Below are 22,810 nucleotides of genomic sequence, written 5' to 3'. Positions count from 1 at the left end.
GGGGCGTCAGTTGGTGACCTGGGTCTCGTAACGCTGCAGGATGTCGGTGAAATATGCGCCCAGCGGGAAGGGCTTGGCGTTCTTCGCCAGATCCTCGGGGGTGATGTCGGTGAACAGTTTGTCCCAGCTGGCCTTATCCAGCACGCCTTCCAGATGGCTGGCGTCGATGCCCGGATACCAGTTGAATTTCTTCACGATGCCCTCGGCCTGCACCTGCGGCGAGGTTGCCAGCGCGATGAATTTCTTCGCGGCCTCGGCATGGTCGGTCTTCGCGGGGATCGCATAGTAATAGGGCTGGCCGGGCATGCCGGGTTCGGGCAGGAAGATCTTCAGCCCGGGGTTCAGGCGGCCGTCCTGCTGCCAGCTGTAGAACATGTCGACCCAGACCGGGCCCATGGCGATCTCGCCCCGGTTCAGCATGTCGAGGGTGCCGGCGTTGCCCGGCGTGAAGGTAACCGACTGGTCGAAGGTCTTCAGATCGGCCAGCGCCTTGTCCCAGCCAGCTTCCTGTGCGGTGTCGTAGGGGCCCTTCATCAGAACGTCGGCATCGCCGCCGAAGGCGTAGATCCAGGCGGTGGCGAAGGCCACGCCCGACATGCCGTTCTTGATGCCGTTATAGCCGAAGGCACCCTTGTGGGCCTCGGCCCAGTCGCGGATCTGGGCCATCGACTGCGGCACGTCCTGCACCAGCGCGGGATTGTAGGCGATGGCGGTCTGAGAGATGAACATCGGCATCACATAGCCGTCGACATCGGTGCCAAGGGCGTTCTTCGCCACGTCGCTGGTGACCAGCTTGCCGGTGTCGATGTCGTCGCGGTATTTCATCAGCAGGCCGTCGTGGACCATCTCGGCGGTCTTAAGCTGGGCGGTGACGATGACGTCCATGTCCCAGTGATCTTTGGACTTTTGCGCGTTCAGCTTTTCCAGGATCGCCTGGCTGCCCGCATCGCCCGGGCCGGTGCCCACGACATTGACGGTCCAGCCGGGGTTCTGCGCCTCGAACATCGGGCCCAGATAGTCGGTCACGTAATCGACCATGTTCTGGCTGCCGCCGGTGGCGACATAGAGCGTCTCTTCGGCATGGGCGAGGGTCGCGCAGGCCAGGGTCAGCGCCACGGGCGCGAGGGTCTTGGCAAGTCGGAGGGCCATGGTGTTCTCCAGGGGCTCTGAGAAGGCGCGCTCAGGGGCGCGCGGGGTAAAGGCAAAGGGCCGGGGCCGGCACATGCAGGCCCAGGGTGGTGCCGGCGGGATGCCGGGTGGGGGTATCGACCAGGATATGGTCGGGGCCCAGGGCAACCTCGTGCCGGTAGACCGACCCCAGATAGGATTGCGTCATGACCCGCCCCGAAAGCGTCAGCGCCGGCCCGCAGGCCGGCCCCGTGCGTACCGCATCGGCGCGGAACATCGCCTGCGCCGGGCCATCGGACAGGCCCTGCGGCGCATGGGCGCCCGCCTGCACCAGCTGCGGATCGGCCGTCAGGGTCAGGCTGTTGTCATAGCCCATGAAGCGGGCGACATAGGGGCTGGCGGGGCGGTGATAGACCTCTTCCGGGGATCCGGCCTGGGCGATGCGGCCCTGCTGCAGGATCACCACCCGGTCCGCCATCGACATCGCCTCTTCGCGGTCATGGGTCACCAGGATCGTCGTCAGCCCCAGGCGTTGCTGCAGGGCGCGGATCTCGTGGCGCATGGTGGCGCGGATCCCGGCATCAAGGTTCGAGAGCGGCTCGTCCAGCAGCAGCACCGGCGGGTCGATGGCCAGTGCGCGCGCCAGCGCCACCCGCTGCCGCTGGCCGCCCGACAGGTCCTGCACCCGTCGTCCGGTCAGATCACCCAGGCCCACCAGCGCCGCCATCTCGGCCACCCGGGCGCGGATCTGCGGGCGCGGCTGACGGCGCAGGCGCAGCCCGTAGCCGATGTTCTGCGCCACCGTCATATGCGGCCAGAGCGCGTAGCTTTGGAACATCATCGCCATGCCGCGGCCTTCGGGCGGGGTCCGGCTGAGGTCGCGGCCCTCGACGGTGATGGCGCCGCGGCGCACCGGCACGAACCCTGCCAGCGCCCGCAGGATCGTCGTCTTGCCGCAGCCGGATTCGCCCAGCAGCGCGATGAATTCGCCGGCGGCGACCTGCAGTGACAGGTTTGTGATCACATCCTGATCGCCATAGCCAAGGTGCAGATCCGTCAGGGAAATGCTGCGGCCAAGGGCGGCCTGAAGGGGCTGGGTCTGGATCATCGCATTTGCCTTCATGAAACTGCCATGGTTCTTCTGCACACGTGTTCACATAGAGACCCCGCGTGACATCCGCGTGACGACGGCAGGAGAATTCGGCAGATGCAGCAGACGGGCGGGCGGCGGGTGACGGCGGCGGATGTGGCGCGGGGGGCGGGGGTGTCGCGTTCGGCCGTGTCGCGGGCCTTCACGGCGGGCAGCTATGTCGATGCGGAGAAGCGTGCGCGCATTCTGCAGGTGGCGCAGGATCTGGGCTATCGGCCGAACGTGCTGGCGGCGGGTCTGCAGGGGCGGGGGCGCTCGAACCTGGTGGCGGTGGTGGTGGGGCGGCTGCACAACCATTTCGACAGCGATTTCCAGGCTCGCCTGATGGAGGGGCTGGGGCGGATGGGCAAATGGCCTCTGGTCATCGCCGGAGAGCCCGAGCTGATCGAGGGCGACATCCTGAACGTGCTGGGCTTTCCGCTGGATGCGCTGATCCTGCGGGGGGGATCGGTGCCTGCCCCGGTGGTCGACTATTGCAGCAAACTGGGGATCCCGCTGGTGGTCTCGGGGCGGGTGCTGGAGGGCGCCCCGGTGGATTGCGTCTGCGGCGACAATGCGGGCGGCGCGGGGCGGGCGGTGGCGGCGCTGCTGGCGCGGGGGCGGCGGCGGATCGGCTATCTGGGCGGGCCGCGGGGGCTGTTCTCGGATCAGGAGCGTCGGGCGGGGTTCCATGCCGCAATGCAGGCCGCGGGCATGACCCCCGCCGCCGAGGACAGCGCCGATTACAGTTTCGAGGGCGGCCAGGCCGCGCTGCCGCGTCTGCTGGCGCAGGCGCCGGATCTGGACGGGCTGTTCTGCGGCAATGATGCCATGGCGCTTGGCGCGATTGCCGCGCTGCGCGATCAGCAGGGCCGGGCGGTGCCCGAGGCGGTCTCGGTCGTGGGCTTCGACGATATTTCCATCGCGCGCTGGCCGGGCATCGGCCTGTCGACGCTGCGCAATGACGCGGCCGAGACGGTCGCGCAGATTCTGTCGCTGCTGGCCTCACGGTTGGAAGATCCCGGTTTGCCGGGCCGCATCCGGCGCATTCCCACCCCCTTTGTTTCAAGGACAACCCATTGACTGTAAACACCGTTCACTCTGTCTGGCTGACCGCCATGGGTCCGCAGGACCGGGCCTTGCGCAGCCTTGTCGCGGATCTGGCGCAGCGCACCGGCACGCCCGCCTTCCTGCCGCATGTGACGCTGGCGGGCGATGTGGCGCTGCCCGCCGAAACCCTTGTGCCGCTGCTGGCGCGGATCGCCGATCTGCCCACGCCCTGCGCCCCGGTCACGGGCCTTGCGGGGGAGCCCACGCGGTTCCGCGCGCTCTATCTGGATCTGCAACCGGTGCCCGCGCTGCTGCGCCTTCAGGCCGCGCTGGCCGCGCATCTGCCCGCGGATCCCGGCCCCTTCCGGCCGCATCTGTCGCTGGGCTATGGCCCCGCCGCCCATGCGCTGGTCGCGCCGCTGCAGGCCCCGCTGGCGCATTGGAGCGGGCAGGCGCTGGCCCTGGGGCAGCTGCATCTGGTGCGCTCGGCGCAGGACATCGCGGTCGAGGACTGGCAGGTGCTGCACAGCTGGACCCTGCCCGCGCCCCTCGTGCATGGACCCTGCGCCGCCGCTGCGCTAGGCTGAACCATCACCCCCGGAGGACTTGGGACAACGATGGCAACGATCCGGGATATCGCGAAACAGGCGGGGGCGTCGATCTCGGCAGTGTCGCGGGCGCTCAACAACAGCGGCTATGTCTCGCGCGAGTTGCGCGAACGGATCGAGGCCGCCGCGCGCGATCTGAACTATCAGCCGAACGCCGGGGCGCGGGCCCTGCGCAGCGGGCGCTCGGGTCTGGTGGGGGTGCTGCTGCCCTCGCTTGAGGTCGAGTTCTTTGCCCGCTTAGCGCACCGGCTGGAACAGGCGCTGTTTCACGCGGGCTATCAGGCGCTGATCTGCGCGACCGCCGAGGACAGCGCCCATGAACAGGCCTATCTGGGCACCCTGCTGGCCAAGCAGATCGACGGGCTGCTGATCGCGGCTGTCGGTCAGGATGAAACCGGCCTTGCGGGGCTGGCCGAGCGCGGCGTGCCGATCGTGGCGATCGACCGGCAACTGGCGGCGACGCCTGCGGTTTCGGTGGCGGGGGATCACCGGATGGGGGGGCGGCTGATGGCGCAGCACCTGTCGGGGCTGGGGCACAGCCGCGTGGCGATCTTTGGTGCGCCGCAGCATTCCCGGCCGATCCTGATGCGGCTGGAGGGGATGCAGGCGGGGATCCGCGATGCCGGCCTGCCGCTGCCGCCCTGCCATCTGGGCCCCGTCCATTCCGTGCCCGATTGCGAGGCCCATGCCACCCAGGTCCTGCGCGCCCATCCCGAGCTGACGGCGTTGATGTGCACCTCGGACGTTGCGGCAATCGGGGCGCTGCGGGCGGCGCGGCGGCTGGGGCTGTCGGTGCCGGATCAGCTGTCGGTGACGGGCTATGACGATCTGCCCATCGCCAGCTACCTCTGGCCCGAGCTGACGACCATACGCCAGCCGCTGGACCGGATCGCGGCCACCGCGGTGGGCTGCCTGACCGAGCGGATGCGCCCCGGCGCCGACCTGCCGCCCGAGGACATCCGGCTGCAGGTCGAGCTGATCCAGCGCGCCTCTAGTGCGGCGCCACGGACAGCTGATAGCGCGTGACGAAGGGCGCATCCGGGTCAAGGGCCATGGTCGTGGGCACCCCCGCCTGCGCCAGCGGCGTTGCGGCCACCGAGGCGCCGCAGCCCAGATCGAAACAGGCCCTGACCGGTTCCACCCCAAGCGCTAGGTGACGGCCCAGCCAGGGCGCACCTGTGCGGCCCCGGTTCGACACCCACAGCATCAGGGCGGGGAACTGCGCCGGATCGAACCGCAGGGTGGTGGTGCTTTCGGCGCCGTGCAGAAGCACGCGGCCGCGGGTGGGGGTGACCAGCAGGCGCGTCTCACTGGCGCCGGGCAGGGGCAGGCGGGTGAAATCCAGCAGGCTTCCGTCGCGCGCGGGCACTGCCTGCAGACCGGGGGCGCGCTGGCCGGGGGCGACCGGGGTCGGATCGCCTGCCGTCGCCGGATGGGTCCAGACCTGATGGGGGCCGGGGACCTCCAGCCGGGCAGAGCCGGGTGTGTCGGGCAGCGCAAGGACGGGGTGCAGCCCCAGCGGCAGGGCGCAGGGGCGGCGGACCTCGATTGTCAGCGTGATCTCAAGGCTGTTGCCATGGGGGTGCAGCAGGCGGGTCAGGCGGCGGACCGGATGGGGGCCGGGCAGGTCGATCCGGGCGCGGATGCCGTGGTCGTCGCGGGCAAGCTGCCAGTGCCGGTGGGCGGCGGTGCCATGGGGCAGCGGGTCCTCCCATACCTCGGGGGCGCCCTGCCAGGGGGCGGGGACCGGATCGCCCGGGGTGCCGAAGGGCACGCAGGGCCATTCCCCCGACAGCCCCGCCATCAGCCCGCTCTGGCCATGGCCGGGGGTGTCGATCCAGGGGGCACGCGCCAGCGGGTGCACCTGCCGCCCCCCCCGGAAGGTCGAAACACAGCGCCGCGATCATCGCGCCCAGCGGCTGCACCGCCAGATGCCCGCCCGGCCAGTCCAGCGTCAGGGGCGTGCCGGGGTGATCGGGCAGGGTCACTTGCGCTCGATGGTGAAGTTGACGAAGACCGCCCCCAGGATCAGCGCGCCGCTGACCACCTGCTGGGCATAGGGGTTGAACCCCCACAGCGTCATCGCATTGATCACCACCCCCAGGAACAGCACCCCCACGAAGGCCCCGAAGATCGAGCCCTTGCCGCCGAACAGGCTGACCCCGCCGATGATCACCGCCGAGATCACCTGCAATTCCATCCCCTTGGCGATGGTCGGGTTGCCCGAGTTGATCAGCGAGGAATAGATGATCCCGCCGATGGCGGCAAAGACCGCGACGATGATCATGCACAGCGTCTTGGTGCGCCAGACGTTGATGCCCGACAGGCGCGCCGCCTCGATATTGCCGCCGACGGCGTAGACCGAACGCCCGAAGGCGGTGAAATTCGCCACCGCATAGGTCGCCCCGAAGGCGGCAGCCAGCAGGAAGACCGGCACCGGCACGCCCAGCAGCCGGCCGCTGCCGATCAGGTAGTACCACGAGGGGAAGGCCTCGATCGCCGAGCCGTTGGTGATCAGGTTCGCCAGCCCCGCCAGGGTCGCCATCATGGCAAGCGAGGTGATGAAGGTGGGCACCCCGATGCGGTGGCGCAGCACGCCGCTGAGCGCGCCCATGGCCACCGCAAAGACCAGCGTTGCGGCGATTGCCAGGGCCACGACGCCGGGCCCCGGTTCAAAGGCATTGCCCGACAGGGTGCGCACCAGCCAGGCGGTCAGGCACGAGGCCAGCGCCACCATGGATCCCACCGACAGGTCGATTTCGCCGACGATGATCACCAGCGCCATGCCGCAGGCGATGATCCCGGGCACGGCGATGTTGCGCAGGATGTTCAGCTGGTTGTCGATGGTCAGAAAGCCATGCGCCGTGACCGAGACGATGACGTAGAGCACCGCCAGGATCACCAGCATGGAATTGCGGCGCAGCAGCGCGCCAGGGTTCGGGCCGCGCACAGGCATCCGGGCGGTGGCAGAAGCGGTCTGGGACATCAGTTGATCCTCTGGGATTGGGTCTGGCCCTGATCAGGGTCGGCCGTCATGCAGGCGGCATAAAGGGTGCGGGGGTCCAGGTCGTGGTTGCGGAAGCTTTCGGTGATCCGGCCGTCGCGCAGCACCAGGATGCGGTCGCAGCACTCGGTCAGGTCCTCAAGCTCGGTCGAGACGACGATCGAGGACAGGCCGCGTTCGGCCATTTCCCAGATGATCTGGTAGATCTGGTGCTTGGCCTGCACGTCGACGCCGCGGCCGGGTTCGTCGAACAGCAGGATCTCGGGGGCGTTGTTCAGCCAGCCCCCGACGACGATCTTCTGCTGGTTGCCCCCCGACAGCGACGACACCGGCAGGCCCGGATCGCCGGCCTTGATCTGCAGCTGGCGGATCTGGCGGTCGACATGCGGCCTTTCGCGCCTGAGCGAGGTCCAGCCCGAGGGCGCGATGCGCCGCTGGCCCGCCAGGCACAGGTTCGCATGGCTGGAGAGCACCTGCACCAGCCCCGCGGCCTTGCGGTCCTCGGAGGCATAGCCCATCCCGGCGGCCTTCATGGCGGGGATGGTCGGGCGCGCGTAGCGGGTGCCGTTGACGATCAGCTCTCCGGCATCAAAGGGCCGGGCACCAAAGAGGGCGTGCAGCAGTTCCGTGCGCCCCGATCCCAGCATCCCGGCGATGCCCAGGACCTCGCCGCGGTGCAGGGTCAGGCTGACGTCGCTCAGCCAGGGGGCGAGGGCGAGGTTGCGCAGCTGCAGCACCGGATCGTCGGGGATCGGCCGCAGCGGCCGGTCCAGCGGCGGGATCGGTCCGAACATCAGCGTCAGGATGACCTCGGGGGTGGCCTCCTCGATGGGGACGGAACCCACGAAGCGGCCGTCGCGGATGGCGGTCACGGTCTGGGCGATCTGCGGCAGTTCCGACAAGCGGTGCGAGATGTAGATGATCGTGACGCCCCGGGCGCGCAGCCGGTCGATCAGCTGGAACAGGCGCGCCACCTCGGCCTGCGCCAGCGCCGAGGTCGGCTCGTCCAGCAGCAGCACCTTTGGGTTCAGGCTCATGCCCTTGGCGATCTCGACCACCTGCTGGCGGCCGACCGAGAGGTCGCGCACCAGGCTGCGGGGGTCGATGTCGGTGGCGCCGATCTCTTCCAGCAGGGTGCGGGCGCGGGCATGAAGGGCCTTCCAGTCGCAGAAGGGTCCGCGTTTCGGCAGCCGCCCCAGAAAGAGGTTCTCGGCCACGCTCAGGTCGGGGACCAGCGACATTTCCTGATAGACGGTGACGACGCCTGCGGCCATCGCATCGCGCGGCCCCGAGAACGCCAGTTCCGTGCCGTCGATGCAGATGCGGCCTCGGGTCGGGCGCAGGGCGCCGGACAGCATCTTGATGAAGGTGCTCTTGCCGGATCCGTTCTTGCCGATCAGCGCATGGACCTGACCGGATTCGAACCGGTGGGTAAAGCCGTCCAGCGCCTTGACGGGGCCGTAATGCCTTGTCAGGTCGTGAAATTCCAGTTGGCTCATAGGGGGGGCTCCCTGTCAGGCGGCCGGGGCCGCCATTGCAGATGCCGCCCGGGCGCAGGGCGCACCCGGACGGGGACAGCGGTAAGGGGGGCTCAGTTCCTGAGCGTGGCGACGTAGGACAGGATGCCGTCCTTGTCGCCGCGTTGCAGCAGGATGGCGGGCACGGTGTTCTGTTCCTGCACCGGCTTGCCGGCCAGCAGGTCCAGCGCCGCCTGCGCGCCTTCGGTGCCCATGGTGGGGCCGTCCTGGGCGGTGGTGGCCTGCAGCACGTCATCCGAAGACATCAGCCCGCGCGCCAGCTGTTCCGAGCCGTCGATGCCGAAGACAAAGACCTTGCCCGCCTTGCCGGCATTGCGCACCGCCTGCATGGCGCCGACGGTGCCGCCTTCGTTGGCGGCAAAGATCACGTTGATGCCGGGGTTGGCGGTCAGCATGTCGGTGGCGACCTGCACGGCCTTTTCGGGCAGCCAGGCATCCTGGGCGCTGACCACGTCCAACTGGGCGCCGGTGGCGGCGGCGGCCTGCCTGAAGCCACCGGTGCGGGCGTCGGATTGTTCGGGCAGCAGCGACTGGAAGGCCAGGATGCCGACGGTGGCCTTGCCGCCCAGTTTCTCGTTGATGAACTGGCCCGCCGCCGTGCCGGTCGAGGCGCCCAGGTCGTGGCTTTCGGTGCTGAAGGTCGCATCCGCGATGCCGGGATCGGCAAGCCCGCCGTTCAGCGCCACGATCTTGATGCCCGCGGCCTTGGCGCGTTTCAGCGCCGGTTCCGAGTTCTTGGCCGACAGCGGCGCGATGACGATGGCGTCGACGCCGCGGGAAATATAGGTGTCGATACTCTGGGCTTCGCGTGCCAGATCGCCGTCGACGTTCAGTTCCAGCACCTTGGCGTCATTGGCGCCGGCGGTGGTGCGGATGCCCTTTTGCAGCGAAGTCATGAACTGGTCGCCCATGAAGACGATGCTGGCAATGACGGGCTGTTCCTGCGCCAGCGCCGGGCCGGACAGCAGCGATACGCCCAGAAGGGCCGCAAGGCCCAGACCCGCGCGGCGGGTGATGGTGGTGGTCATCGGGTTCTCCTCCCCCTTGATCGAACCGTTGGTGGTTCAGGCCCGGGCCTCCAGGAACGGAAGCATCCGGCCAAGCGTCCCCAGATCGGGGATCGCATCCGTGGCGGTCGCTCCTCCAAGCGACTGTGCCGCCACGGCACATCCCAGCCGCACGCAATCGGCGGCGGGGAAATCTTCGTGCAGCCCGTGCAGGACACCGGCGGCAAAGGCATCGCCCGCGCCCACGGGGCTGACGATGCAGGCGGGATCGACCCGGGCAACGGGCCAGTGCTGGCACTGGCCGCCCTCAAGCCACAGCACCAGATCTGTCGTGTGCAGCACCACGGCGCGGCGCACGCCGCCTGCAGCCATGGCGCGGGCCGCGCGTTCCAGCCCCGCTGCATCGTCGGGCGCGATGGGCGGCTGGCCGGTGGCGCGGGCGGCCTCGACCTCGTTCAGCAGCAGCACGTCGATGGCCGGCAGCGTGCCCAGCACGACGGCGCGGTAATCCGGCGCGCTGGACGAGACAAGATCGACGCAGCACAGCATTCCGGCCGCCCGGGCGCCCGTCAGCAGGTCATGGGCCAGCGGCCGCCCCGCGGGCCCCATCCGGTCCAGCCCCGGCAGCAGGTTCAGGTAGCCCAGATAGAAGATCCGCAGCCGCTGCGCCGCCAGCGCCGCCAGATCGACATCCCCGGGGCCAAAGCCGTCATTGGCGCCGGGTTCGTAAAAGAACGTCCGGCTGTCGCCCGGCACGTTCATCACATGGGTATGCCCCGAGGCCCGCCCCGGCACCCGCACCAGCCCCTGCGTCGCCAGACCGGCGCGGTGGCACAGATCCAGGATCGTGCGGCCATGGCCGTCGTCGCCGATGGCGCCCAGCGGCACCACCGGATAATCGACCCCCATCGCCCTGAGGTCGGCCGAGACATTGGCCGCCCCCCCGCCCAGACCCGCTGTCTGCCGGGAAATCCGCACCAGATCGGATTTCGCGGGCCAGGCGGGGATGTCGTGCACGATGTCGAGGATCCAGTTCCCCGCACAGGCAATGCCACGGCGCGCCGTCATGGCCGGACCTCGTTCCACAGCAGGCGGTGGGGCGGTTCGTCCTCCTCGATGGCGGCAAAGCGGTCGGGCGCCTCGAGGAAGTAGTTGTCGCCCATGTCGTCATTGCTCTGGCTGACCTCGGCCACGAAGACCGGCGCGCCCTCGCCCCAGAAGCGGTGCTGGACGCCGCGCGGCACGGTGATGCTTTGCCCGGCGTGCAGGCGGTGGACCTGCCCCAGAAGCGGATGCGGGGCGCCGTCGATGCGGACGTGATCGGGTAACGGATCATCGCCCACATGGCCCTGATCGGTGAATTCCAGGCACAGCGTGCCGCCGCCCCGGACGATGATGTCCTCCAGCTTCATCTTGTGGGCGTGGAAGGGGGTTTCCTGATCGGGATCGACGAACAGCAGCTTTTCCGCATAGGGCCGTTCGCCGGGGGTGCCGGGCTTGCCGTTGCGCAGGCACAGCAGCGTCAGGCCCCGGCGCGGGAAATCCCCCGCGCCAAAGTCGGTCACGTCCCAGCCCAGCTGGCGCTCGGCCAGCCATCCGGCCAGGGCCGGGCGGGCGCGGTGATCCTCGGCCCGCCAGCCGGCCCAGTCGGGCAGCGCCCAGCCGTGCCGGGCGATCATCGCCTCGGCGCGGGTGACGGCCGCGTTGATCTGCGAGCGCTTCATGCGGGATAGGCGACGGGAACCACCGTGCCCTCCTGACCCGATTGCAGCGCGGCGGTCATCAGCGCGTGATGCTGGGCGGCCTCCTGCGGGGTGGCACAGGTGAAACCGCGGGCATCGCCGCCTGCCAGTTCATCGACGAAGGCCGCCCACATCTGCTGGATCGCATCGGTGAAGCCGAATTCGAAGATGCCGCCGGTGATGGTGGGGAACAGCGGGGTATAGCCCAGATCCTCGACCTGCCAGCACTGGCTGCCGCCGGGGGTGTAGCGCATGAACTGCCACTGCCGGGGGTTCTTGGTGCTGAAGAAGGCCGAGCCCTGCATCCCCAGCACCTTCAGCGACCAGGTGTTGCTTTCGCCCGGCGCGATGCGCCAGGTCTTCATCACCAGCGGGAAGCGGCCGCCCTCGTCCTCGACCATGCCGGTGATGGTGGCATTGTCCCAGGTCTCGCAGGGGACGCGGGCGCCGGTGGCATCGGGGCGGGTGGTGACGCGCTTCACGAGGCTTGCCTGCACCGAGGCCGGACGCCAGCCCAGCCGCAGCGGCACGTGGCAGACATGCATCCCCAGATCGCCCATGCAGCCATATGCGCCGTTGACGCCCACCATCCGTTTCCAGTTGATCGGCTTGTCGGGATTGATGTCCGAGCTGTGCAGGAAGGCGGATTCGACCTCCAGCAGGGGGCCCGTTGCGCCCGAGCGCACAAAGTCGATGACCTTCTGCGCGCCGGGATAGAAGGGCATCTCGGACGAGCAGCGCACCAGCAGGTCGGGGCGCGCGGCGATGGCCTTCAGGATGGCGTCGTTCTGCGCGCGGTCCATGCCGAAGGGCTTTTCGCCCAGCAGGTGCTTTCCCGCCGCCAGGATCTGCGGATAGAGGTCCTCGTGCAGCACATGCGGCACCGCGCAGTAGACGGCATCGACCTCGGGGTTGGCCAGCAACTCTCGGTAGTCGGTGGTGCATTGCGTGACGGTGCCCAGATTGTCGCGGTACCAGCCCAGCAGGCTTTCGTTGGTGTCGCAGACGGCGACGATCTGGGGCCGGGCGCGGCTGTCGGACAGGTGCATCCAGCGCGCTGCCGCCGAGGCGAATTCCCGCCCCATGAGGCCGCAGCCGATGATGCCGAAACGGATCGTCTTCATGGCGTCATTCCACCATCGCCAGGGCGTCTTCGACGCTGGCATTGTCGTGGACGATGGCCATCAGGGCGCGGGTGATGGCGCCGGGGTTGGCATGGTGGATGACGTTGCGGCCATAGACGATGCCGCGCGCGCCCTGATCCATCAGCACCCGCGTCCGCGACAGGATTTCCCGGTCCGAGACCTTGCCGCCGCCGCGCACCAGCACCGGGATGCCCTGGGCGATCTGGATGACGCGATGGTATTCGCTCGGATCGGTGCAGGGGTCGGCCTTGATGATGTCGGCGCCCAGTTCCACCGCCTGACGGACCAGGGGGATGATCTTCGACAGGTCGCCGTCGACCATGTAGCCGCCCTTGGCATTGTCCTGCATCACCAGCGGTTCCACCATCAGCGGCATCGAGGCCTGGTCGCAGACATGTTTCAGCGCGTTGATGTTGCGGATGCAGGCGCGGTAGACCTCGGGTTCGCCGGGCAGCATCAGCAGGTTGACGACGACGCAGGCGGCATCGAGGCGCACGGCCTGTTCCACCGGCTTGTCGATCACCTCCGAGAACAGCACGTCGGGCAGCGGCGTGCCGTAGACATTGGCGATGTCGGTGCGCAGCACCAGCGCGGGGCGGTCCTTGCCGGGGCGGGCCTGCAGGATCGGCGCGGTGCCGGGCGGCAGCTGGATCGCATCGGGGGCGGCCCTGGCCACGATGTCGATGGCCGAATGCATGTCCTCGATCCCGCCGAGGAAGCTTTCCTCGTTGAACATGCCATGGTCGATGGCCACGTCAAAGCAGTTGCCCGACGGGGCAAACAGGCGGTTCATCCGCGCAGCTTTCATGATTTTCTCCTCCTGACGTTTCCTGAAACGGTGTGGAAACGTTTCTACATTGCTAGGCGGGCAGTGCGTGGCGTGTCAAAAGGAAAAATGGAAACGTTTCCACATTCTGTTTCCGGCATTTGTTCAATTCACTTGTCTTACCAATCTGGATTGGTAAAATCATCGCGTCTTCATGCAAGGATCCCCAGATGAAAGCCGTGCTGATTGCCGATGACCTGACCGGCGCCCTCGATTCCTCGGTGATGTTCGCGGCGCGCGGGCTGCGGACGCTGTGCGTGCTGGCGCCCGAGCGGCTGGCGGAGGCGCTGGACCAGGGCGCGGATGTGCTGGCGGTCTCGACCGGCTCGCGCGAGATCCCTGAAGCCGAGGCCGCCGCCCGGGTCCGGGCCGTGGCCGATGTGCTGGCGGCGCATCCCTCGACCGCGGGGGCCTTCTGGATGAAGAAGATCGACAGCCGTCTGAAGGGCCATCCGGTGGCGGAAACGCTGGCGATGCGGCGCCCGGATCAGCCGATGTTGCTGTGTCCGGCGATCCCGGACATGGGGCGGATCGTCAAGGATGGCCTGTTGCAGGGCACGGGCGTGGCGCAGCCGCGCTCGGTGGCCGATGCGGTGCCGCTGCCGGGGGCCGAGACGCCGGATGCGGAAACCCAGACGCAGCTGAGCGCGCGGGTGGCACAGGCGGCGCCGGGGATGCTGTTTGTGGGGGCGGCGGGGCTGTCGCTGGCGCTGGCCTGCCGGCTGGCGGAAACCGCGCCCGCGCCTGCGCCCGCGCTGCCGGGCCCGGCGATCTTCGCCATCGGGTCGCGCGATCCGATCACCATGGCGCAGTTGCAGGGCTTTGCGCCGCTGCTGGCGCCGAACGGGGCGCTGGACATGCTGCCCGATGCCCCCCTTGTCCCGGCCGAGGTGATCCAGATGACCCCCGGCCTGCCCGAGGTCGCGGGCGATCAGGCGGCGCGGGCCTTTGCGGCCTCGGTCGCGCAGCGGATCCGCGCCACGGCGCCGCGCACCCTTCTGGCCTGCGGCGGCGAAACCGGCGGCGCGATCCTGGCGCAGCTGGGCTGTTCCATGGTCGAGGTCCTGGGCGAGGCGCTGCCCGGGCTGCCGGTCTCTCGCGCGCTGAACGGCCCCGAGGGGCTGATGCTGGTGACGAAATCAGGCGGCTTCGGCGCGCCCGACACGCTGCACACGCTGGCTGCGCGGCTGGTCGCCTGATGGCGGGCGACCGGCCCCGGCGCCCGCTGGCCGAAGGCGTCTACAACGCGATCTTCAGCCGCATCGCCAGCGGCGAATACCGCACAGATCAGCGGCTGCCGCCGGAAACCCGGCTGGCGCAGGAATTCGGCGTCTCGCGGCCGGTGCTGCGCAGCGCGCTGGAGCGGCTGCGCGCCGAGGGGCTGATCCAGGCGCGTCAGGGGGCGGGGAATTTCGTCCGTGCCGCCTCGGGCGGCCCCGTGGGCTTTGCCCGGATCGAGACCCTGGCCGACATCCAGCGCTGCTACGAATTCCGTCTGGCGATCGAGGGCGCCGCCGCCGAAGCCGCCGCCACCCGCCGCAATGCCGCAAGCCTTGCCGCGCTGGAGGACGCGCTAGCGCAGATGCAGGCCGCCACCGGCAACCGCCAGCATTCCGAGGACGCCGATTTCGCCTTTCACCTGCAGATCGCCCGGGCGGCCAACAACCCCTATTTCGAGGCCTCGCTGAACGCGCTGCGCGATCATGTCCATGTCGGCATGGCGCTGCATGGCGATGCGCTGATGACCGATGGCGCGCGCGCACTGGCCCATGTGCTGGAGGAACACCGCCAGATCCTGCAGGCGATCCGCGAGGGCGATGGCGCGCGCGCCGGCGCCCGGATGCGCGCCCATCTGCAGGGCGCGCGGGGCCGGTTGTTCGGGGACGGGCTGCTGGATCTGGCGCTGCCCGGCCCCCGGTAGCGGCCTCAGCGGCCGGCGGCCAGAAGGCCCGCGTAATCCATTGCCGCCAGCATGTTGACATGGTTCGCGCGGCCGGTGCCCGCGATGTCGAAGGCGGTGCCGTGATCGACGGAACAGCGGTCGATCGGCAGCCCCAGCGAACAGTTCACCGCGGTGTCGAAGGCGATCAGCTTGATCGGGATATGGCCCTGATCATGGTACTGGGCGATCACCAGATCGAAGGCGCCACCATTGGCGCGGGCATAGACGGTGTCGGGCGGGATCGGCCCCTGCACGTTCAGCCCCTCGGCCTTTGCCATGGCGACGGCGGGGGCGATCTGCAGATCGTCCTCGGACCCGAACAGGCCGCCCTCGCCGCAATGGGGGTTGATGCCCGCGACCGCGATGCGGGGATTTTCGATCCCCATCCGCTTCAGGTGGCGATGGCCCACGCGGATGGTCTCCAGCACGCGCTCGGGGGTGGCGCGGTCGATGGCGGTCTTCAGCGACACATGGGTCGAGACATGCAGCACATTCAGCGTCGGCGACGCCAGCAGCATCCACGAGCTTTTCGAGCCCGTCAGATGCGCCAGCATCCCGGTGTGCCCGTCATAATGGTGCCCCGCGGAATTCAGCGCGGCCTTGTTGATGGGGGCGGTCACGATACCCTTGGCGCGCCCCTCAAGGCACAGCGCCACGGCGCGTTCGATGTAGCGAAAGCTGGCTTCGCCGCAGGCATCCGACAGTTCGCCAAACCGGCCCGGCAGGCCCGGCACCGGCACGTCGATCACCTGCAGCGCATCGTTCGACGGCCCGTCCGAGAACGCCAGCGTGACGTCGCAGGCCCGGCAGGCGCGCGCCAGTGTGTCGGGATCGCCCACCACCGCATAGCGCGCGCGGGCCTCGGGGGTGAGGGTGGCCATGGCCTTGACGGTCACTTCGGCGCCCACGCCCGAGGGGTCGCCCATGGTGATCAGGATCGGTTGGTCGGTCATCATCTGGTTCCTTCTGTCCGTCGGGGGCGCTTACAGGCCCGCATATTCCAGCAGCCCGCGCAGGGCGAGGATCTCTTTCACCGCCCGGTCCTGCTCGGGGGTGGGCAGCAGCGCGGGCTGGCGCGACAGCCCGACCGAGGGATCGTTCATGTAAAGCGCGCGCTTGACCAGCGCCGGCGGGAAGCCCAGGGCGTAAAGATCGCCCCGCAGCCCGGCAAAGGCCTTCTGTGCCTCTTCCGCCGCCGCCAGATCGCCGCTGTTGAAGCCCTTGATGATCGCGGCCAGCAGCTGCGGCGCGACATTGCCCAGCCCCGAGACCACCCCGGCGCAGCCCTGCTGCAGGCCCCACAGGACCAGGTGATCGGGGGCGCAGTAGACCTCGAAACCGGGGACGCGGCGGGCGACCTCAAGGTAGTCCAGCACGGTTTCCATGGCGCCGCCGGAATCCTTGATCCCGGCGATGTTGCCATGGCGGGCCAGGGTCTCGCAGGTGGCGGGCTCGATATGGTTCTGAGTGCGGGCGGGGATGTCGTAAAGGTAGACGGGGGTGGTCAGCGCATCCGCGACGGTGCTGAAATGGCGGATCAGCCCGTCCTGGGTGCAGGCGATGAAATAGGGGGTGACGACGGCGATGCCATGCAGCCCCAGCCCGTCGACGGCGCGCGCCAGTTGCAGGGTTTCGAAGGTGGCGGGGCAGCCGATATTGGCGATCACCTTCACGCGGCCTGCGGCCTCGTCCATGACCTCTTCGCACAGGCGGATCTTTTCGGCCTGGGTCAGGGCGGTGAAATCGCCGTTGGTGCCGCAGACCATCAGGTCGTTCCCGGCCTCGACCTGGCGGCGGGCCTGGGCGCGGGTGGCGGCATAGTTGACGGTCTCGTCCTCGTTGAAGCAGGTCACCAGGGCGACATGGGCATTACGCATGAGGATACTCCTTAAGGTCAGGGCGGGAGGGCTCAGAGAGAGGCACCGGCGCAGAGCGTGATCTGCTGGCCGGTCAGGCTGGGCACCGCATCCGAGAGCAGGAAGCCGATGGTCCGCGCGACCTCGCGCGGGTCGACGAACCGGCCCATGGGCGGCGTTTTCGGGGCAAGCCCGGCGCGTTCGGGCGCCGAGAGCATGGGGGTATCGGTGGCACCGGGCGCCACCACGTTGACGCAGATCCGGTCCTGCACCAGTTCCGCCGCCCAGGAGCGCGCCATGGCCAAAAGCGCGGCCTTTCCGGCGGCATACTGGCTGCGACCGGGGGATCCGGCGGCGGTGCGGCTGCCCACCAGAACGACGCGCCCGCCCGCAGGCAGGGTGGGGGCCAGATGCGCGACGATCTGGGTCGCGGCATCGACATGCAGGCGCCACATCTGCCAGCCATCGCGCCGGTCCAGCGTCTCGATCGTGCCGGGGCGCAGGATGCCTGCCGCATGGACGATGGCATCGACGGGGGCGAGGGTGTCCAGCACCTGCGCCAGCGCGGCCTCGTTCGCGATGTCGACGCCGTGCCAGTCCAGCCGCTCATGCGCCAGTTCGGGCGCCCGGCGGCTGAGGCCGGTGACATGCCAGCCCGCCTCCAGCAGGTGCAGCGCGGTGGCCGCCCCGATGCCCGAGCTGACGCCGGTCAGCAGCACCCGTCCGGGCAGGGTGACGGGGCGACGCTCAGCCATGGGCGCGCTCCCGCGAGGGGGTGCCCAGATCCAGCTGCAGCTGGCCAAGGCCCGCGATGGCGGCCTCGATCCGGGCGCCGGGGGGGGCGTCATGGGCGCCGCCGAAGGCGCCGGTGATGATCCTTGTCCCCGCGCGCAGCCCGTGGCCCTGCGCCCCCAGATGGCCCACCAGCCAGACCAGCGGCGCCAGCGGATCGCGACCCGAGGGATGCGGCAGGGGGCCGTTCACCACGTTCTGGCCGTCGATGGTCAGTCGGGCGTCGCAGGGGGTATCGCGCAGGAAGGCATCGGCGGGCTGCAGGGCCCCGTGGATCATCGCGTGATTGCCCAGCCGGTCGGCCAGCGCCAGATGCGGCGCCTGCGAAGGCGCCAGACGGCGGGCCAGAAGCTCGACCGCGAGGAAGGCGCCGGCGAGGGCGTCGATGATGTCGCGGCGGCTGTGCGTCATGCCCGCGGGCAGGTCGCGGCCCAGCAGGAAACCCACCTCGACTTCGGCGCGCAGGGGGGTGTCGGTGGGAATGCAGGCGGGGGCGGCATGGACGTCGTCCGCAAGGATCGCGCCCCAGCTGCCCGGGCCATCGCCAACCCGCGCCACCTTGAAGCCGCCAAGGCCCCGCTGCGCCACCTGTTGCCATTGCACGGCCTCGGCTTCGGCGGCGGTGGCGGGCCAGAGGGCGGGCGGCACGGGCGTGCCGTCGCGGGCCTGCAGCAGCAGGGCGGCAAGGGTCACTTCGGGCATGGCAGGCTCAGATGCTTGATGGCGCGGCGGAACCAGGTGTAGGCGACGTGCAGGCGGCCATCCTCGGCCTCGATGATGGAGGGATAGGACAGTTCCCGGTTCAGCGAGTCCTTCGAATTGTTCGACAGGCAGAAGCCGTCGCCCAGCTCCAGATCCAGCCACACCGGCCAGCTTTTCCCCTGATCGGAGGAGATCACCAGCGTCATCGGCGCCCGCGGCGCCCCCCAGAAGGCCGTCGGCCGGTCGGTGATCGTGGTCGGATCGACCGAGACACCGGCCTCGTCATCCTCGATCTCGTCATAAAGCGACAGGCGGCGTTCGGCGGCGTTTTCCCGGCTTGACCAGTTCATCACCATCGCCAGCCGCCCGTCGCGCAGCGCCGTCACCTGGATCGAGGAATTGTTGTTGGGCAGGTCCAGATCGCGCACCGCAGACCAGCTTTCGCCTCCGTCCTCGGAATAGCTGACCCGCACGTGATCCGCCCAGCGAGAGCGGAAGAACGCAGCATAGCGCGCCCCGCCCAGGGCCACGATGTTCATGTGCACCGCGCCCAGGCTGTCGGGCACATCGACATGGCGCCAGCTTTGGCCCTGGTCCTGGCTGATCTTGACGGCGGCGGTGTCGTCGTTGCCGACCCAGGCGATGCCGGGTTCGGTGCGGCACAGGAAGACCGGCAGCAGCCAGGCGCCGTCCTCGCGCACGATCACCGGCTGGCGCACGAAGGTGCCGGGGTCCTCCAGCAGCTCGGCGATGGGGCCCCAGCTGGCGCCGTTGTCGTCCGAGATCCGGTAACGCACCAGCGAGGTGTCCTGACGGCCGCTGAACTGCGCCGTCCAGATCAGCCACAGCCGGCCGTCGGGGGCGGGAAACAGGATCGGGTTCTGCTCGGACCGGGTGGGGTCATCCGACAGCTTCTGCGCCGGGCCCCAGCCGTCCTTGCCCAGCCGCGAGAACCAGATCGAGATATCGGCAATGCCTTCCTGGGTGCCGCCGAACCAGGTGCAGGCGATGTCGCCGCCGGGCAGTTGCATCAGGTTGGCGGCATGGTTCTGCACGCAGTCCGAGGGGATCAGGGCCGTGCTCGCGCCGCTCAGATCGGGGTGGGGGCGCAGGCGGCCGTCATGGGGCAGGCTCAGGTCGGTGTCTTGGGTCATCTCAGGTCCTCTGGAAGGCGCGGGGGGCCGGTGATGGCCCCCCGGGGAGGGTCATCATTCGCCGTGCAGGGCGGCGGCCTGGGCGCGCTGGCGCAGAAGGTCGTCGACCTCCATCCGGGCGGTCTGGCCCTGCTTGGCCCTGGAATTGTCGCCAAAGATCCGGGCGCGGATCACGAAGCACCACACCATCATGGCCCAGAACGCCACCAGCAGCAGGATCCACACCGGTGTCAGGCTCTTGAACAGGACGATGCCCAGGCAGATGCCAAGGAAGATCAGCCGTTCGGGCAGCGCCAGGTTCTGGTGCATGTAGGCCTGGATGAAGGCAGCCCAGGCGGCGGTGGCGCACATCATGCCGAAGAAGGCCAGCAGGATATGCGAGAGCGGGCCGCTCCACAGGATCACCGGGTCGTTGACGAAGCCGAAGGGGATCAGGAAGCTGACGGCGCCCATGCCGGTGGCCAGCATCGCGGTCTTCATGGTATTGGACTGCGCCACCCCTGAGGCCGCGAACGAGGCCAGCGCCACCGGTGGCGTCACCATCGAGAGCACGCAGAAGAACATCACGAAGAAGTTCGCCGCCAGCCGGTCGATGCCCATGTCGACAAGCGCCGGCACGAACATGACCGAGCCGATGATATAGGCCGCGACCGTCGGCAGGCCCATGCCCATGATCAGGCAGCCGATGACGATCAGGATCAGCGACAGATACAGGTTGCCGCCGCCCAGCACCGTCAGCCCGGTGACGAATTTCAGCGCCAGGTTCGATTGCGTGGCCGAGGCCATGATGATGCCGATGGCGCAAAGGGGGATCGACAGGATGGCCATCTGCTGGGGCACTTCCAGCGCGATCTCGTAGAGCTTGCGCAGGGAATAGCGCGTGGTCTTGCGCAAAAGCGGTGCGACCAGCGCCGCGAGCGAGGCATAGAAGGCCGAGAACGGCGCCGAGAAGCCCGCGAACAGCATGAACAGCAGCAGCAGCGGCCCCACCAGCAGGTGCAGGCGCGGGCGCAGGGGCGCGATCATCTTGCGGGTGTCGATCTGCACCGATCCCGCGCCGGTCTTGCGCGCCCGCAGGTCGACGATCAGGAACAGCGCGCCGTAGAACGCCAGCGCCGGGATGATGCCCGCCAGCGCGATGCGCGTGTAGGGGATGCCCATCAGGTCGGCCATCACAAAGGCCGCGATCCCCATGACGGGCGGCATCAGCTGGCCGCCGGTCGATCCGATGGCCTCGGTCGCGGCGGCCTCTTCGCCGGTATAGCCCGCGCGGCGCATCAGCGGGATCGTCAGCACCCCCACCGCCGCCACGTTCGACACAGCCGAGCCCGAGATCGTGCCGAACAGCGCCGACCCGATCAGCGCCGATTTCGCCGCCCCCCCGGTCAGCCGGCCCGCCGCCATCATCGCGATGTCGATGAACAGCTGCCCGCCCCCTGTCGCCGCGAAGATCGCGCCGAACATGATGAAATAGAAGACGAAGTTGATCGAGGTCGAGGAGGTCACGCCGAACAGCCCGTCGGTGTTCATGCTCATGATGTCGGTCAGTTCCGACAGGTTGAAGCCGGAAAAGCCCAGCGGACCCGGCACCAGATAGCCGAAGGCGGCATAGGCCAGGAAGACCGCGATCATGATCAGCAGGCTCCAGCCGACCGAGCGGCGGACGCATTCGAAAAGGATCACCGTGCCCAGCACGAAGACCAGCTTGTCGACGGCGAACACCTCGTCAAGGTAGGGCAGGCGGGTCTGCATCCGGTCAAGGTTCACCACGTAATGCGCGGCCATCAGCAGGCAGGCCACCACCATGACGATTTCCAGCCCGCGCACCAGGTTGCGTGCCGTGGTTCCGGCAGGGCGGATCGGCATCAGCATCACCGTCAGCGCCATGGCCGAGAACACATGCACCGGGATCGCCAGCATCGGCGGATCGGGCCAGAAGAACTGCTTGAGCAGGAAGGCGAAGTACAGCAGTGACAGCGCCACCAGCAGCAGGCGATGGAACTTGGGATAGGTGATCATCGGAAGACCCCTTGAGCTGTGATCTGGATCGGGACGCAGGCCGCGTCCGGCGCGCCGGACCGTGCGGCGCGAGGCGGGGGGCGCGCGCGGGATGGACGCGCGCGCCATAGGCGGCCCCGGGGGGAAGGGGCCGTCAGGCAGGCGGGATCAGTTGATCGCGCCCAGCTCCTCGCACAGGCGCTTGGCGCCGGGGTGCAGCGGCGGCGAGCCCGCATCGACGTGGCAGCCCTCTTTCGGATCCCAGGCCGCCAGGGGGGCGTGGGTCTCGCCGATGTAGGTCTTGTTGTCGACGAGGGTCTTCAGGAAATTGTAGACCTCGTCATCGGGCACGTCCTTGCCGGCGATCAGCATGGTGTAGCTGACCGGGGTGACATAGGGCGCGTCCTGGCCGCGGAAGCTGTTCGCGGGCATGGTGCCTTCGGGCATGCCTTGCTTGGCCAGCGCCTCCATGTCGGCCTGGGTGAAGGGCACGAAGACCATGTCGTTGGTCAGCGTCATCTCGGTCACGGTCGCCTGTCCGGCGGGGGCGTTCTCGATATAGACGTCGATACGCCCGTCGGTCAGCATCGAGCTGAGCTGCCCCGAGGACGCCTGGGTGATCTCGCCCTTCTTGCGCAGGTCCTCCAGGCTGGTGCCTTCGGCCTGGAACAGGAAGTCAGCGATGATCGGCACCTGGCTGCCGGTGGGTTTCAGGCCGATCTTGGGATCGACACCCGCCTTGAACAGGTCGGCGACGGTCTTGATGTTGTGTTCGTCGACGAATTTCTTGCGCGCGATGACCAGGGTATAGGCGGTCTGCATCCGGCTGGTGACCTGGCGGATGTTGTCGGCCTTCTTGCCCTTGTAGACCGCTTCCAGGCCGTCCTTGGCCCAGACCGCGGTGTTCGAGGTGGTAAAGCCGAAATCGGCCATGCCGCGATCCACGGCGGTCGGGTTGCCGAAGGCGCCGCCGCGGGGAATGATCTCGGCCTTCATGTTGGCGGCCTTGTTGTCATCCAGCAGCTTCGAGAACGTCGCCGCATAGGTGTAAAAGCTGCCGCCCGGTTCCTGGGCGCCGATCTTGACGGTCTGGGCCGCCAGGGCCGCGGTGCCGCTCAGCGCCAGGCCGAGGCCGGCGGCGACAAGGGTGCGGGTCAGGGTCTTGGTGGTCATCAGTGCTCCTCCACTG

Annotated in this window: 22 protein-coding genes; 5 read left to right on the top strand and 17 right to left on the bottom strand. The window is 68.9% G+C overall.

The genetic code is table 11. From position 1 onward, the window contains the following. Nucleotides 1-6: 6 nt before the first annotated feature. Both AC2ITM_RS19335 and AC2ITM_RS19330 read right to left on the bottom strand, forming a co-directional pair. Entirely contained in the window at nt 7-1,149 is a 1,143-nt protein-coding gene (locus tag AC2ITM_RS19335; protein WP_486469786.1) for an extracellular solute-binding protein, read from the bottom strand. A gap of 31 nt (nt 1,150-1,180) precedes the next feature. Further along, a complete protein-coding gene (locus tag AC2ITM_RS19330) occupies nt 1,181-2,236 on the bottom strand; it encodes an ABC transporter ATP-binding protein (protein ID WP_486469785.1) in 1,056 nt (351 codons plus the stop codon). 99 nt (nt 2,237-2,335) lie between these two features. Between AC2ITM_RS19330 and AC2ITM_RS19325 the strand changes: the two genes are divergently transcribed. The 3 genes from AC2ITM_RS19325 to AC2ITM_RS19315 are packed head-to-tail and all read left to right on the top strand — an operon-like array spanning nt 2,336 to nt 4,941. Then, nucleotides 2,336-3,340, top strand: a complete 1,005-nt coding sequence (locus AC2ITM_RS19325; protein ID WP_486469784.1) for a LacI family DNA-binding transcriptional regulator — start codon at nt 2,336-2,338, stop codon at nt 3,338-3,340. Next, nucleotides 3,337-3,894 (top strand): 2'-5' RNA ligase family protein, encoded by a 558-nt coding sequence (locus tag AC2ITM_RS19320; protein ID WP_486469783.1) that lies wholly within the window; start codon nt 3,337-3,339, stop codon nt 3,892-3,894. The genes AC2ITM_RS19325 and AC2ITM_RS19320 overlap by 4 nt, the downstream gene beginning before the upstream one ends. A 30-nt stretch (nt 3,895-3,924) precedes the next feature. Then, complete coding sequence (locus tag AC2ITM_RS19315; protein WP_486469782.1) at nt 3,925-4,941, top strand: LacI family DNA-binding transcriptional regulator; 1,017 nt, start codon at nt 3,925-3,927, stop codon at nt 4,939-4,941. On the opposite strand, the gene AC2ITM_RS19310 is transcribed toward AC2ITM_RS19315, so the two are convergent. The 8 genes from AC2ITM_RS19310 to AC2ITM_RS19275 form a co-directional block, all read right to left on the bottom strand. Continuing rightward, nucleotides 4,907-5,779 carry an aldose epimerase family protein gene (locus tag AC2ITM_RS19310; RefSeq protein WP_486469781.1) on the bottom strand — a complete coding sequence of 291 codons (873 nt, stop codon included), beginning with the start codon at nt 5,777-5,779 and terminating at the stop codon, nt 4,907-4,909. The genes AC2ITM_RS19315 and AC2ITM_RS19310 overlap by 35 nt on opposite strands. Before the next feature lie 120 nt (nt 5,780-5,899). After that, nucleotides 5,900-6,901, bottom strand: a complete 1,002-nt coding sequence (locus AC2ITM_RS19305; protein ID WP_486469780.1) for an ABC transporter permease — start codon at nt 6,899-6,901, stop codon at nt 5,900-5,902. Next, nucleotides 6,901-8,418: a sugar ABC transporter ATP-binding protein gene (locus AC2ITM_RS19300; RefSeq protein ID WP_486469779.1), complete on the bottom strand. Its 1,518-nt coding sequence runs from the start codon at nt 8,416-8,418 to the stop codon at nt 6,901-6,903. The genes AC2ITM_RS19305 and AC2ITM_RS19300 overlap by 1 nt, the downstream gene beginning before the upstream one ends. 92 nt (nt 8,419-8,510) lie before the next feature. Continuing rightward, complete coding sequence (locus AC2ITM_RS19295) at nt 8,511-9,485, bottom strand: substrate-binding domain-containing protein (protein ID WP_486469778.1); 975 nt, start codon at nt 9,483-9,485, stop codon at nt 8,511-8,513. 36 nt (nt 9,486-9,521) lie between these two features. Further along, a complete protein-coding gene (locus AC2ITM_RS19290) occupies nt 9,522-10,532 on the bottom strand; it encodes a carbohydrate kinase family protein (protein ID WP_486469777.1) in 1,011 nt (336 codons plus the stop codon). Continuing rightward, on the bottom strand, nt 10,529-11,188 hold the full coding sequence (locus AC2ITM_RS19285; protein WP_486469776.1) for a D-lyxose/D-mannose family sugar isomerase: 660 nt from the start codon (nt 11,186-11,188) through the stop codon (nt 10,529-10,531). Before AC2ITM_RS19285 ends, AC2ITM_RS19290 begins: the two co-directional genes overlap by 4 nt. Continuing rightward, nucleotides 11,185-12,330 carry a Gfo/Idh/MocA family protein gene (locus AC2ITM_RS19280; RefSeq protein WP_486469775.1) on the bottom strand — a complete coding sequence of 382 codons (1,146 nt, stop codon included), beginning with the start codon at nt 12,328-12,330 and terminating at the stop codon, nt 11,185-11,187. The genes AC2ITM_RS19285 and AC2ITM_RS19280 overlap by 4 nt, the downstream gene beginning before the upstream one ends. 4 nt (nt 12,331-12,334) lie before the next feature. After that, nucleotides 12,335-13,159, bottom strand: a complete 825-nt coding sequence (locus AC2ITM_RS19275) for a class I fructose-bisphosphate aldolase (RefSeq protein ID WP_486469774.1) — start codon at nt 13,157-13,159, stop codon at nt 12,335-12,337. A 188-nt stretch (nt 13,160-13,347) separates the two neighbouring features. On the opposite strand from AC2ITM_RS19275, the gene AC2ITM_RS19270 reads away from it, so the two are divergent. After that, complete coding sequence (locus AC2ITM_RS19270) at nt 13,348-14,376, top strand: four-carbon acid sugar kinase family protein (protein WP_486469773.1); 1,029 nt, start codon at nt 13,348-13,350, stop codon at nt 14,374-14,376. After that, nucleotides 14,376-15,098 (top strand): FadR/GntR family transcriptional regulator, encoded by a 723-nt coding sequence (locus AC2ITM_RS19265; protein WP_486469772.1) that lies wholly within the window; start codon nt 14,376-14,378, stop codon nt 15,096-15,098. The genes AC2ITM_RS19270 and AC2ITM_RS19265 overlap by 1 nt, the downstream gene beginning before the upstream one ends. A 5-nt stretch (nt 15,099-15,103) precedes the next feature. Here the strand turns inward: AC2ITM_RS19265 and pdxA are convergent, their stop codons facing one another. From pdxA to AC2ITM_RS19230, 7 genes are all read right to left on the bottom strand, one after another. Then, complete coding sequence (pdxA, locus tag AC2ITM_RS19260; RefSeq protein ID WP_486470043.1) at nt 15,104-16,072, bottom strand: 4-hydroxythreonine-4-phosphate dehydrogenase PdxA; 969 nt, start codon at nt 16,070-16,072, stop codon at nt 15,104-15,106. 30 nt (nt 16,073-16,102) lie between these two features. Beyond that, the gene (locus AC2ITM_RS19255) at nt 16,103-16,996 is read right to left on the bottom strand and encodes a dihydrodipicolinate synthase family protein (RefSeq protein ID WP_486470042.1); all 894 of its coding nucleotides are present in this window, start codon (nt 16,994-16,996) and stop codon (nt 16,103-16,105) included. A gap of 32 nt (nt 16,997-17,028) precedes the next feature. Then, nucleotides 17,029-17,730, bottom strand: coding sequence for an SDR family NAD(P)-dependent oxidoreductase (locus AC2ITM_RS19250; RefSeq protein ID WP_486470041.1), 702 nt, complete (start codon nt 17,728-17,730; stop codon nt 17,029-17,031). Continuing rightward, the gene (locus AC2ITM_RS19245) at nt 17,723-18,469 is read right to left on the bottom strand and encodes a fumarylacetoacetate hydrolase family protein (RefSeq protein WP_486470040.1); all 747 of its coding nucleotides are present in this window, start codon (nt 18,467-18,469) and stop codon (nt 17,723-17,725) included. Before AC2ITM_RS19245 ends, AC2ITM_RS19250 begins: the two co-directional genes overlap by 8 nt. Beyond that, the gene (locus AC2ITM_RS19240) at nt 18,457-19,623 is read right to left on the bottom strand and encodes a sialidase family protein (RefSeq protein ID WP_486470039.1); all 1,167 of its coding nucleotides are present in this window, start codon (nt 19,621-19,623) and stop codon (nt 18,457-18,459) included. The genes AC2ITM_RS19245 and AC2ITM_RS19240 overlap by 13 nt, the downstream gene beginning before the upstream one ends. A 54-nt stretch (nt 19,624-19,677) precedes the next feature. Then, nucleotides 19,678-21,642 carry a TRAP transporter permease gene (locus AC2ITM_RS19235; protein WP_486470038.1) on the bottom strand — a complete coding sequence of 655 codons (1,965 nt, stop codon included), beginning with the start codon at nt 21,640-21,642 and terminating at the stop codon, nt 19,678-19,680. A 147-nt stretch (nt 21,643-21,789) separates the two neighbouring features. After that, nucleotides 21,790-22,794, bottom strand: a complete 1,005-nt coding sequence (locus AC2ITM_RS19230) for a TAXI family TRAP transporter solute-binding subunit (RefSeq protein ID WP_486470037.1) — start codon at nt 22,792-22,794, stop codon at nt 21,790-21,792. Between the last annotated feature and the right edge of the window lie 16 nt (nt 22,795-22,810).

Source organism: Pseudooceanicola sp. NS-SX9 (genome assembly GCF_057380705.1).
This window is presented reverse-complemented; position numbering and strand designations above follow the sequence as displayed.